Consider the following 12063-nt stretch of genomic DNA (forward strand, 5'->3'; position numbering starts at 1 on the left):
TAGAGTCGGGGCCATCGTTTCGCTCCGTGACCCACTTGTAGAGAGTTGGAAAGCGGAGCTGGTAGAGCTGGCGTAGAGGAGAGCCCATGGTAAAGAGTCTTATGGGGGGAAGGTGGCTCAGCGCAGAGTGTTGCGAGGGACTTGTTGCTTTTAGATAGCGTAAAAGGTCAGCGGTGATAACGCTGCCCTGGCTATGAGCGACAATGACGATCTTGCTGTAGTCCTCCCGCGCCAGGTAGCGCAAGAGGGAGACATAGCGATTGAAGATGCGAGCACGAGGGGTTCGGTCAGCAGGGAGATCCCGCAGGTGGTTATCCACATCAATCGCCACTCCCACAATGGAGCCCAGAACCTGCGCCACGCGCTTGCCCTGAAAAAGAAAACCAAGAACCAGTAGTGCTCCCGTCGAGCCTATGACGATACTGGAGTTCAGTGCATCGTGCTGGTCTTTCGAGGTCACTCCCCCATTCGATATCAGGCTATCGCAGATATGCTGAGCGGGTGGTACTAGAACCTTCGTAATATAGAAGCTTGCTCCCCACTCCATTGCTGCGGCGATGAGAAGTAGAGCAAGTGCTCCCCAAAGGCACTTGTATCCCCAAGAGAGCCAGCGCCCCTGAGACTCCATACTCGCTTTACCAGAGCGGGGAGCGCTGCCTTCCGTCACGATCGAAGGTAGCAGCGCCAGCACTACGATAAGGGAAAAAACTCCCAGAACAATAACCGCAACGATTCCGAGCTCCGGTGGAGCGAAGATGTAGTCCGCCGCTCTTGCTATTTTTCTTAGTAATTCCAACTTTGGCAGTGAGTCTCTTTTTTCCACCATCAGCGATTGCAAGGTCTGCGACGTGAGGTTGAGGTGACAAGACAGAAAAATAAGCTTTGCCCCCAGTGCCAAGAGCGCGTTCCCTGCCCACATCGACAGCGCAAAGGGAATCACCGAGGTAATCAGCGCTGTTCCTCGTGCCTTTATTGCTGTTTTTCCCTTGATCGCCAGACAAACACCATTTACCAGAAGCAAGACTGCAACGATCATCAGCCCGACCAACCAGCCGTGGTAGCAGAATAGAGAGACGTGAAAAAGTACCCTTGCGGGAGCTTGCTCCAGCGTAATAGACGGGAGTGTCCCCTGAAAAACCAGCCATCCGAGCCCGAGGCACACCAGAGCCATGAGTGGCGGAGCCCACTTATCCCAGGACGTATTTTCATTGGTCTCTTCCCAATTTATCAACGACCGGAGCGAAGGGGCGTAGTCCTGAAGTTTTTTAGGCAGAACGATAAGAGATCCCGTGGAGATCAGTAGCCAGGCACCAAGAAGCCACTGGCCCCAGTAGCGCTGCCAAGACGCAAACTCGGGAGGAATACCCTCCCCCAACCATCTTGGCGTTTGTAGCCAGGGCTGGAAAAGTAGCACTCCCACCACAATTCCGAGCAGGCTTAAAAGGAGCGCCCACCTCGTGGTTCTCTTGATAAGGAGCAGGATAGCACACGCAAGTCCCGCAACTGCCGGGATCAGTGCCAGAAACACCCGCTGCGCCGTTGTCTCAAAAGCAAGCAGAATCTGCCCGATCAAGAGAAGAACGACCGGCAGAAACAACAAGGGCAGAACCCTACCCAAGAGCCATCCTAGTGTCGCATGAAGTGTGTAGATGCCTTCGAGAGACTTCCCAGCGTGAGCAAGAGTCAGTCGCCCTAACTCAGTCAGATGAAAGAGCAGGCTGTAGAAGCCCGTTAGAATGCGTGTGAGTTGATTGCCAATACTCGACAGATCACTCCAGTAGACTTCATAGACATCCACAGGGGTCTCGCCGCTTCCCTGCTCACGGTTTCCAAAGAGGCGCTTACCCGAAAACTTCGTGGTGCTGTAGATCCCGTCTTGTGAGGGTGGCTTGTAGCCCTTCAAGAGCTTCCTTGTGAACTTTAAGTCCTCCGAAGCGTTTTCAGGATCACTGAGGTCGCTGTTCTCCGGCTGAGCGGCGATCTGAAATGTCTCTTCCGTCCAGCCACTATAGCGCTTGCGCTGGGGCCTCTCTGCCACGGTGTCTTGCTTCGGAAAGTCATTCTGCTCTCTACCCTCGAAATCACGAAACGTGAGTCCCTGTAAGAGCTTTGTCACCATGCGCGGGTTATGGGCAGGGGTCTGTGAAGCAACACCGTGAATAACAACAACGGCAACTTTCGCAACTTTATCTTTTTGCTCTTCCATGCTAGATCCTATCCTCAAGACGTTGACAAACCGTGGGCACTTTGTGTAAGTACGATATAGTGCCTGAAGAACGTAGATAACACAATGCCCCAATGTTTTTTTATTGAACCCACTGTGGGAGAGCTACAGTACCTCCCCGACGACAAGACCCACCATGTGGTCAATGTCCTGAAAATGCACCGCAATGAGACGGTTCGCCTTCACGATGGCCAGGGGCGCTGGGCGCTCGCGACGCTGGAGATTCTGGGAAAGCGCAAAGTATCCGCGCGGCTCACCAGCGCCTGGGAGCCCGTGAACACCGAGCCCGAGCGACGCGTGACGGTCTTTCAGGCCTTTCCTAAGACCGGCGATAAAGTCGAGCAGGTCTTGCAGCACGGCACGGAGCTGGGCGCGGTGGGCTTTGTGCTCTTTCCCAGCGAGCGCGCCCAGGCCCGCATGGAAGACCGCGACCGGATCACCCGCAAGGTGGAGCGCTGGGAAGAGCTGATTCGCAACGCCGCAGAGCAGTCCGGGCGCGGCATCCTCCCCTCAATAACCTACGTCCGCAGCTTCGAAGAGGCCCTCACTCTCGCCAAGGGTGCCCTCGTTCTCCTCGACGAAGATGCTGCCAATCCCCCGTTATCGGGGACAGGAGGGCAAGATCTTGGCATTTTTGTCGGCTCCGAAAGTGGCTTTACGGCACTGGAAAAGAAGGCAATTCTCGGTGCAGGCGCGACAGCGGCCAGCCTCGGGCCACGCACCCTCCGCACCGAGACCGCCGCCCTCGCCGCCCTCGCAAAGCTTCTCTAAGCTCCCCTTGCCTTTAGGTGAGGGGCTGGGGGAGAGGTGCTATTCTGGTAGGAATGTGGGGAAGACCACGCCCTCGGGCTCTTGCCAGGCTCCGCGTATCTGGGCGACATGCAGCTCGCAGTTGCGGGCTCCCCAGCGGTAGACCGTTTGGATGAGCTTCTCACAGTGCGCGGGAACCAGAAAAACGGGGTTGGCGGGGTGTTTGCGGCGCTCCGCAGCCAGCAGTGCGGCAGCGATCTCCTCGGTTTTGGCAAAGCCAGGGCCGAGTAAGTTGCTAGCGGGGTATGCCACGGCAAAGAGAAAGCCCCCGATCACGCCGCTCTCTTGCCAGACAGAGCCGCTCCAGATTCCCAGCGCGTTTTTACAAAAATAAGCGTAGTCGTGCTCGCGGTCTATACCCGACTTCGTTTTTTCGAGAGCGACTAAGGTGGGAATATCGGCGGCAGTGACGGGGCGGATGCGGGGATCGGGAGCAGGCAAGCGCGAGGTATCGGCGAGCAGCATGTCTTGAAAGAGCATCCGGGGCACGAAACCCGCGCGGGTGTAGAGCGAGTACGAGTCCAAGTTCATCGCCGAGGAGACCAGGCGCAAGGGCTTCTTCTCGCTCTCCGCAATCCCGATGACCTCATCCAGCATCCGGCGGGCGATACCGTGGCCAAAGTAGTCCGGGTGGGTATTGACAATGCCCACCGAGATATGTGTGGGGCGTGGGTGATAGAAGCATGAGCCCACGAGCTTGCCTGTCGGGATCTCTTCCATCACGATGCAGCAGCCAGGGTCAAGCCCTTCGTAGACCTGGCAGAAGACTTCACAGTCCTGGAGATTGCCAGTAAAGATCGCGGGCTTGCCACTAGCCTGGTACCAGGCATTGGTAGACAGTGCGATAAGCTGCGCCTCAGCGGCCCATTCGCTCGGCTGGAGGCGGCGCAGTGTGATCGTTTCCATAGTCACAGATTCTCCCTTGGGCACAAAATGCCCTCCATAGCACACCCTCAACAACCCATAATAGAGTTCTGATGAGGAACGCTTCGCCCAAACAAAAATTTCAAGGACGCCCCTTTTTGGCGAGCCTCCTGCTTCCCATTGGCCTACTTTTCCCGGTACTCGCCACGATTTTTGTGGCGCTTCAGGCGGGCACCCCTCTGCCAATGGGACTCTGGTTGGCACAACGGGGCACCCCCTGGCTCTGGATGGTGGATGTCCTTCCTCTCCTGATGGGGCTACTGGGCCGCTTCCTCGCCACGCCTTCAACCGTTACCAATCGCTACGGGGCCCTCTTGCTGACGGTACTTGTGCTCATCTGCCTCTTTCCCTCGGGAATGATGCTCTTTGCCTGGCAAGAGGCACGAGGCAGTGTCCAAGCACTCCGTACCACACGATTGGCAGGCACGCTTCAGACCATGGCGTTGCGCTCCTATATTCAACTCAGCCAGAAACCAGGAAGCGACCTACGCAAAGACCTTGCACGGATGAGCCAGATCCGTAAAGAGATTAAGCAAAGCGCTCCGCTCGCAGTTCAGACCATGGAGCCGGCTTGGCAAGCGTTCTACCAGGAGACCGTAAAACCGGGCAAGCTCAGCCTATCCACTTCGCTACGAATGCGCGAGGCGGCGGAGAAGCTTACCCACACCCTCGAAGAAGATGCCCGTGCCAGTGGCAGTGGAACGGCGGATGTTCTCTTGGTGGGAGTCCTGGGAACCCTGATCTCTCTGGGCCTAATCCTCCAGTTCTTTAGCCAGCTCCGTCAGCTGGAGCAGCAGCTCCAGGCCACCCATAAGCAGCATACTGTTACCAGCAAGCAGCTCGAAGCCGTTAATGCCCAGCTTGAGGAGGCTAATCGGCGGCTGGAGAGTGCCAACTCCCAGCTTGAGCAAACCACAACCCGTGACGCACTGACGGGCCTTAATAATCGCCGTACCCTGGATGAGCGATTTAATATCGAGTGGAGCCGCGCACTGCGCTACAACGAGCCCTTCGCCGTTCTTCTGATGGATTTAGACTACTTCAAGGCTTACAACGATAGCTTTGGGTCTCAGGCAGGCGATGCCGTTCTCCAGACGATTGGGACACTTCTCCAGCACAGTATCCGTATCTCTGACTTTGCCTCACGATACGGCGGTGAGGAGTTTCTTGTTCTCCTGCCCCACACAGGCGAAGAGGAGGCCACACGCCTCGCCGAGCGTATCCGTGCGGCGATTCAGGCAGCTCCCTGGAAGCACCGTGGTGTCACCATCAGCATTGGTGTTGCCGAGCGCACCAGTAACATGACCAAGACCGCAGAGCTTGTCGATGCCGCCGATGTGGCACTCTACCAGGCCAAAAAGACCCGCAACCGCGTCTGCCGTAGCCTCATTGTCTCTTCGGAAAACCACAAAAAAGCCGCCTGAGCCAACCCGAGTAATTCTTTGACAATACCTTGTATAATCATCCCATACCGTAAGGAGCTTTTTGGCTATGGGACTAATAGAACGACGAAAAATCAAGGAACTACAGGAGACGACCCTCCCGGAGCGTGTCCAAGAAATTGAGGATATCTGCGGCAAAGCAGTTCCCTATGAGGTGGACTGGGAAAGCCTGGCAGAGGATCTAGAGGGACTGAACTTTCTGGACAATCTCTCCTGCCACCGGCTGAACATGGCACTGAGGACGATCTGCCTGGATGAAATGGGCAAAGAAGCCGTGCGCGAGGGGCTGACACTCATCAAACTCAAAAATGTCAAGGACAAGTCTAAGATGCAGATGACCTTTGAAGGCGGCATTTTAGAGATGCACTGTGCCTACGCCCTCCAAACCGACGGTATGTTCCGCGACAGCGATATCTGCACCTTGCTCTTGGCGAAGTTATAGCCGAAGCCAGGCAGGGTAGCCTGGCTCTTTTACAACTTCACGGTAAACGTGTGGGTGCCCGAGCTGAGGTTCTCGTTCTTACCGGGAAGCTCTAGCCTTGCAGTAGTGTTAGCGGGAATGGTCACCGTGACTGTCGCGCTGCCGCCGCTTTTCTTCCAGCTTGCGGAGACTTTGCCTCGGATGGAGTCGTAGCTGGCGCTGGCGTGGTTGAGCACGGTGTTGAAGCGGGGCTTGATAGTCAGCTTCTTCCAGCCGGGACCATCGGTGTCGATTCCGACCAAGCCCGTGGTGAGCCACTCACTGACGCAGCCAAGCCAGTAGTGGTTAAAGCTGTTCATCCCCGGACTCTGGAAGCCTTTCTCGGGGGTCCAGCCGTCCCAGCGCTCCCACATCGTGGTCGAGCCGAGCTTGACCTGGTAGAGCCACGACGGGTAGTCGTCGTTGAGGACGAGCTGGTTGGCCAGATCGGTGCGCCCCACGCCATCCAGTGCAAAGAGCAGAACGGGTGTGCCAATAAAGCCTGTGGCGAGGTGGTTCTTCTTAGCCGCCAGCAAGCCTTCCAGCTGCTTCTGCGCCCCTGCTCGCTTCTCTTTCGGAAGTAAATCCCAGCCCAGCGCGAGAGCATAGAATGTCTGGGAGGCTTTCCCATTGTCGGTGACCTCGCCGTTTGGCCCGACGAACTTGGCGTTGAAAGCCGTCTTCACTTTCTCGGCGAGAGCGCGGTAGCTCTTTGCCTCATCGGGCTTGCCGATGGCATCTGCCATAGTCGCCATGAGCTTGGCACAGTAGAAATAATACGCCGTGCCGTGAATCGCCGATTTTTGTGGCTCGTCTAGGAGCAGCCAGTCACCGTAGGCACCCACTTGGCGGATGCCGTCGGGGGCGACTTTGTTGAGGTGCTCCATGAAGCGCGTCAGCCCGGCCCAGTGTGTGCGAATGACCTGCGTGTCCTGGTACATCTCGTACATGCGGTAGGTGATGACCACACCCGAGTCTTCCCACGCCGCGTTGCCACGACCAACCATCGAGAGATAGGGCGCGACATCGGGGAGCGCCCCATCAGCCCCTTGGCCGTCCTCGATCAGGTCCACCAGCCACTTGGTAAAAAACGATGCCGTGTCCCGGTTGAGCATCGCGGTTTTCGCAAAGACCTGCGCGTCGCCCGTCCAGCCCGCACGCTCGTCGCGCTGGGGGCAGTCCGTGGGCACGTCCAGCGCGTTGCCCCGGAAGCCCCAGTCAATATTCTCCGTGAGCTTGTTGAGCAGCTTGTTGTCCGAGTCAAACGTGAGCGTGTCGGCCATCGTCGAGTGCACCGCAACTCCGACCACGTCTTTTGCGGCAGGCGCAGTATCCAGACCCGTAATCTCGACATACTGGAAGCCATGGAACGTGAACTTGGGCTCCAGTGTCTGCGTGCCGCCCTTTAGAATATAGGTATCCGTGGCCTTTGCGGCGCGCAAGTTCGTAAAGTAGGCCGTGCCATCGGGATTCAGGCGCTCAGCGTGGCGTACGGTGACGATCTGCCCCGGCTTGCCCGTGACCGTGAGCTTGGCCCAGCCGGTGAGATTCTGCCCAAGATTGTAGACATAGACGCCTGGCTTGGTCATCGTGCGAGCGATAGCGGGAATCCGTGCGGCAGGCCGAATCGGCTCACCAGGGTGCGCCTCGACGGCAATCGGGAGATTGGTCAGTGTCTGCACCGGCTTCCAGTCGGTCGCCGCCTTGCGCGTGTCCACTTCCTCGCCCATCAGCATGTCCGAGGTGAGAATCTGTCCGTAGGCCCACTGCCAGTCCTGCCCTGTGCCGACCGTGGCCGTCGTGCCATCCGCATACTCGATATTGAGCTGGAGCTTGAAGCGCGGATCGCCGTCGTAGTAGCGCCGCCGCCCGGTGAAGGCCAGGTAGCTCGCGTACCAACCGTCGCCCAGCTGAGCCTGGAGCTCATTGGCTCCTACCGTGAGCTGCTTGGTCACGTCGTAGGTCAGGTAGTGAACGCGCTTCTTGTACTCCGTCCAGCCCGGCGAGAACACATCGTCGCTGACCGGCTTGCCATTGAGCCCCAGCTCATAGACCCCCAGCGCCGTGGCATAGAGCAGTGCTCTCTTGACGGGCTTCTCTACCCGAAACGTGTTGCGGAAGTGCGGCGGTGGGGTCATCGCGTTATTCCCACTCCCCCCCGGCTCCGCCTTGCCCCAGGGCGCCATCCCTGCGGGACCTAGAATCTTTACCGGTTCCCAGGCACGCCGAGCGACGCTGCCTTCCCAGCTCTTGCCTGTCGGGTACTCTTTCCCATTGACGACCAGCTTGGCAATCAGCCCTGCCGGGTTGGGCGTATCCCCCTCGTTGGTGACCGTCACGACCACGGTATTGCCCCCCACCACCAGCAAATCTTTCAGATCGTAGGTGTTGTAGACTTTCCAGTCGCTCCCCTTGGCCGTGGCGAGGTTCTTTCCATTGACTGCCACCGCGTAGCTATTGTCCGCCGTCAGTGCGATCCGGGCGCTGGCTCCAGCAGGCGCCTCGAACGGAACACGGAAGCTACGCTTGCCTGCAGGGGGTGTCTCGGGATCACTGGCCAGCCAGATCCAGCTCGCACCCTCCAGCGTAATGGGTGGCAGCGCACTGGCCACTTTGGGGAGCGCGGCCTGAATCCACTGCGCCTTCCAATCATTTGCCCCGAGGCCCTTGGTCCAGTGTGCTAGGCTACTGACACTTGCCTTGCCCTTTGCGTCCCAGACCTTTACCTGCCAGAATGCCTGCTGCCCACTCTCCAGCGCTTGGCCACCGTAGGGAATCTGGATCGTCTCGTCCGAGAGCACTTTCCCCGTGTCCCACAAGTCTGCCTTTCCGGGAGCCGTGCCCACCATGATCTGATAGGCCGTCTGCTTCTGGCCTTTCTCGCGGCTCTCCACGATCCATGAGAGACGCGGCTTGGCGAGATCAATGGCCAAGGGGTTGGTCTTGTACTCACAGCGCAAGCGGCTCACTGTAAGCACGGCATTGGCGGGGGCGACGAGCGACGCAAGAGTTGCAACGGCAAAAAGGGTGTGACGAGTCATGGGGGAATTATACCTTGCCGCCCCGTGAACGGGGCGTCTGGTGGCGCAAGCGCCGCAAAGCCCGTGCCGGGCTACAATCCCTGGTGGCCCCAGCCCAAAGTCTTTTAATAGAGGCTCGGTAATCAGCCCAAGGCCCTGTGTTCGCCCTGGCAAGGTTCCCACCATCGCCAGTGCTGCCACCCACAAGACAATCCAGCCGTAAAAGAAACGCCGCATGGAGAGATTATCCCCCTCTCCCGTTATCGGGAGGGGGTGGCGCGAAGCGCCGGGGGAGGGCATAATTCTCGTATGGAAGCAACGTGGCAGATCGGGGCGTTTGTGCGCCCTTGGGGTAAGTTTTCGTTCAATGAGGCGCTAGCGGGAGTCGCCGCGGCGGGCTACTCGGTGGTCGGGCTGCTGGGTGGGGTGGCGGATGTTTCGCTGGCCCTCGATGGCATGGACACAGCGGCGATCCGTGCGCGGCTGGCGGCGCATGGGCTGACGGCGAACCTGGCGTGTCTGCACGTGGATCACAGCGCCACGGAAGACGAAGCGTTTGCGAGTCTTGCCCGGCAGGTGGAGAGCGCGAAGGCGCTGGGCGTACGGTATTTAATGACCTTTGGCGCTGACCACGAGCCACAGTTCGCCCGCTGGTACGCCGCCACCCGCTTTGCGGCAACGTGCGCCGAGCCACACGGGATTCAGGTGGTCTTCAAGCCCCACGGCGGGTGCACGGCCTCCGCAGACGAGATCGAACACTGCTTCGATCAGATCGCGCATCCCAATGTCAGCCTCTGGTACGATGCGGGAAATATCATCCACTACACAGGCAAAGACCCCGTGACCGAGGCGCAGCGGGTGGCCTCGCGCACGAGCGGGTTCTGCGCCAAGGACTGTGCTGTGCCACGCGGCGACGTGATGCTGGAATTTGGTGAGGGCATCGTAGACTTTGAAAGCGTTTTTGAAGTGCTTGCCGCAGAGGGCTTCACGGGGCCGGTGATGGTGGAGTGCTGCCAGACAGGGACGCTCGCCGAGATGACAGCCAGCGCTCAGCGCAACCGAGAGTTTCTGGAGGCACTCCGCGCGTGACGATCACTAAAGTCACGGTGCGGGATGCCCGCTTCCCCCTCGCCGACGGTGCGGGGACAGACTCGCTCCATACCAACCCGGTCTATAGCTACGCCACGGCACTACTCCATACGGATAGGGGCATAACGGGCACGGGGCTGGCCTTTACTCTTGGTGGCGGCAATGAGCTGGTCTGCCAGGCGATCCAGCTGCTTGCGGAGCCGCTGGTTGGGCTGGAGGTTGAGGAGTTGATGGCCCAGCTGGGGACACTCCAGCGCCGCCTCGCCGATCACCCACAGCTGCGCTGGCTCGGGCCGCATAAGGGAGTGGTGCAGCTTGCCCTGGCAGCGCTCAACAACGCCTGTTGGGACCTCTGGGCCAAGTCGCGCGGTGTCCCGCTCTGGAAGCTACTTCTCGACCTCGCGCCTGAGGCACTCTTGGCGACGTTGGATCTCAGCTACCTAGACGATGCGCTCACAAAAGAGCAAGCTCTGGAGTTTTTGCGCCAGCCGCACACGCAGATCCACTTCCTAACCGACGGCTACCCCGGCTACGATACGTCGGCGGGCTGGCTGGGCTACGACGATACCCAGCTCGCAGAGAACATCAAAAAAAGCCTTGGGGCGGGCTTCACCGCGCTCAAGCTGAAAGTGGGCTCCGACGATTTTGCACGCGATCTACGCCGCGCAACCCTAGTACGCAATGCCATCGGGGACGCGGCGAGCCTGATGTGTGATGCCAACCAAAAATGGAGTCTGCCCGAGGCGGAGGTGGCGTGCAAGGCGCTTGCCTCACTCAGTCCCCTCTGGATTGAGGAGCCCACCCACCCCGATGATCTTCTGGCGCACCAGCGACTCAACCGAGAGATTGTCCCTGGTCGCATCGCCTCCGGGGAGCACTTTCCCAATCGGATTGTCTTCAAAAACTACCTCCAGGCCGACGCGCTTGCCTATGTCCAAGCCGATGCGGTGCGCCTCGCCGGTGTCAGTGAGTTTCTGGCGGTGAGCCTGCTCGCCAAGAAATTCGGCAAGCCTATCGTCCCGCATGTCGGGGATATGGGGCAGCTCCACCAGCACTTGGTGCTCTTCAACGCGATTGTGCTGGGCCAAGAGCCCGTCTTTCTGGAGCATATTCCGCACCTGAAGCCCCACTTTGTCCACCCGGCACAAGTGGAAAATGGGGTCTATAAAGTCCCACAAGAGCCCGGTGCAAGCTGCGATCTAAGCTAGGATTTCTCTGCCATGCGCTCTGTCTCGCTCTTTCTTGGTCATCTGTGGTCGCTGCCTAACACCCTGATCGGGCTGTTTTTTGGGCTGGGTGGGAGCGTCACTTGGGATAGAGAGAACCGAGTCGTGGTGGTTGACGGTGGCTGGATTGCGGAGACATTTGGGCGGCGCTATTTTTCCGGCATGTGTATCGGCGATGTGGTGATCTGTTCACAGAAACTCTCCGATAATATCTACCGCCATGAGCTCGTGCATGCAACGCAGGGCCGGATTCTGGGGCCACTGTATCTCCCACTGACTCTGCTAGGCTATGCCTGGGGCTATCTTATCTTCCCTCAAAACGGCCACGATGCCAGTCCCCTAGAAACTTGGGCAGACAGAGCATCGGGCAATGCAGAAAGTAATGCCTACTTGCGCCACCAGAGAGTCTCAGGCAAAATAGGAAAACCCTAGGAGGGCGGAAAAAATGGTAGCCTGCCGACACTGTGGTACTGCAAATCAAACGGAAAAAGTGGTCTGTGTTAAGTGTAAACGAGAGTTAATTGATCCCGCAATGGCGGGGAAGATCGCCTGTGTCAACCATGCCAACAAAGAGGCCACGGCAAACTGCGGCCAGTGTGCCTCCCTGCTGTGTGAGCGCTGTGCCCACGCACTCGGTGAGCAGATATTCTGTGAGGGCTGTGCGCCGGAGGGGGCAATCTCTCCCGAGCACGACCAAGACTACGAGGTCATTCCCGTCCTCCATGTCGAACAGCAGGCCATCGAGCACGCGCCACTGGCCCCCCGGTTCGGAGCGATGCTGGTGGATATTGCTCTGTTTCTGGCTCTCGCGGGAGTGCTCGCAGTGATTCTGGCGATGTTTACGGGCGGCACCCTGCGTCCAGAAAGC

Annotated in this window: 9 protein-coding genes and 1 pseudogene; 7 read left to right on the top strand and 3 right to left on the bottom strand. The window is 58.7% G+C overall.

Features of this window, described 5'->3' with window-relative positions; translation table 11 throughout:
* The coding region (locus RMO15_RS25595; protein ID WP_309719417.1) for a hypothetical protein at positions 1–2206 on the bottom strand (2206 nt) is incomplete at its 3' end.
* 84 nt (positions 2207–2290) lie between these two features.
* On the opposite strand from RMO15_RS25595, the gene RMO15_RS25600 reads away from it, so the two are divergent.
* Positions 2291–2995 (top strand): RsmE family RNA methyltransferase, encoded by a 705-nt coding sequence (locus tag RMO15_RS25600; RefSeq protein ID WP_309719420.1) that lies wholly within the window; start codon positions 2291–2293, stop codon positions 2993–2995.
* Between the two features lie 39 nt (positions 2996–3034).
* On the opposite strand, the gene RMO15_RS25605 is transcribed toward RMO15_RS25600, so the two are convergent.
* Entirely contained in the window at positions 3035–3940 is a 906-nt protein-coding gene (locus RMO15_RS25605; RefSeq protein WP_309719423.1) for a GNAT family N-acetyltransferase, read from the bottom strand.
* Between the two features lie 116 nt (positions 3941–4056).
* Here RMO15_RS25605 and RMO15_RS25610 point away from each other — a divergent pair, with 116 nt between their 5' ends.
* Both RMO15_RS25610 and RMO15_RS25615 read left to right on the top strand, forming a co-directional pair.
* Positions 4057–5382, top strand: coding sequence for a GGDEF domain-containing protein (locus tag RMO15_RS25610; protein ID WP_309719425.1), 1326 nt, complete (start codon positions 4057–4059; stop codon positions 5380–5382).
* A 67-nt stretch (positions 5383–5449) separates the two neighbouring features.
* Positions 5450–5842 carry a hypothetical protein gene (locus tag RMO15_RS25615; protein WP_309719428.1) on the top strand — a complete coding sequence of 131 codons (393 nt, stop codon included), beginning with the start codon at positions 5450–5452 and terminating at the stop codon, positions 5840–5842.
* A gap of 29 nt (positions 5843–5871) precedes the next feature.
* Here RMO15_RS25615 and RMO15_RS25620 read toward each other — a convergent pair whose 3' ends face one another.
* Positions 5872–9117, bottom strand: coding sequence for a family 78 glycoside hydrolase catalytic domain (locus RMO15_RS25620; protein WP_309719430.1), 3246 nt, complete (start codon positions 9115–9117; stop codon positions 5872–5874).
* Positions 9118–9189: 72 nt separating this feature from the next.
* Between RMO15_RS25620 and RMO15_RS25625 the strand changes: the two genes are divergently transcribed.
* From RMO15_RS25625 to RMO15_RS25640, 4 genes and pseudogenes are all read left to right on the top strand, one after another.
* Positions 9190–9969, top strand: coding sequence for a sugar phosphate isomerase/epimerase family protein (locus tag RMO15_RS25625; RefSeq protein WP_309719433.1), 780 nt, complete (start codon positions 9190–9192; stop codon positions 9967–9969).
* A complete protein-coding gene (locus RMO15_RS25630; protein WP_309719436.1) occupies positions 9966–11177 on the top strand; it encodes an enolase C-terminal domain-like protein in 1212 nt (403 codons plus the stop codon). The genes RMO15_RS25625 and RMO15_RS25630 overlap by 4 nt, the downstream gene beginning before the upstream one ends.
* Before the next feature lie 12 nt (positions 11178–11189).
* Entirely contained in the window at positions 11190–11627 is a 438-nt protein-coding gene (locus RMO15_RS25635) for a hypothetical protein (protein WP_309719438.1), read from the top strand.
* Positions 11628–11685: 58 nt separating this feature from the next.
* A pseudogene (locus tag RMO15_RS25640) lies at positions 11686–12063 on the top strand (hypothetical protein); the annotation flags it as partial.

Source organism: Armatimonas sp., from assembly GCF_031410135.1.
In the GTDB taxonomy this organism is placed as follows: Bacteria; Armatimonadota; Armatimonadia; order Armatimonadales; family Armatimonadaceae; genus Armatimonas.

Bases quoted from the DNA above. Each gene is read 5' to 3' on its own strand.
- RMO15_RS25600 (WP_309719420.1), top strand. From the start codon at position 2,291: ATGCCCCAATGTTTTTTTATTGAACCCACTGTGGGAGAGCTACAGTAC.
- RMO15_RS25605 (WP_309719423.1), bottom strand. From the start codon at position 3,940: ATGGAAACGATCACACTGCGCCGCCTCCAGCCGAGCGAATGGGCCGCT.
- RMO15_RS25615 (WP_309719428.1), top strand. From the start codon at position 5,450: ATGGGACTAATAGAACGACGAAAAATCAAGGAACTACAGGAGACGACC.
- RMO15_RS25620 (WP_309719430.1), bottom strand. From the start codon at position 9,117: ATGCGGCGTTTCTTTTACGGCTGGATTGTCTTGTGGGTGGCAGCACTG.
- RMO15_RS25625 (WP_309719433.1), top strand. From the start codon at position 9,190: ATGGAAGCAACGTGGCAGATCGGGGCGTTTGTGCGCCCTTGGGGTAAG.
- RMO15_RS25635 (WP_309719438.1), top strand. From the start codon at position 11,190: ATGCGCTCTGTCTCGCTCTTTCTTGGTCATCTGTGGTCGCTGCCTAAC.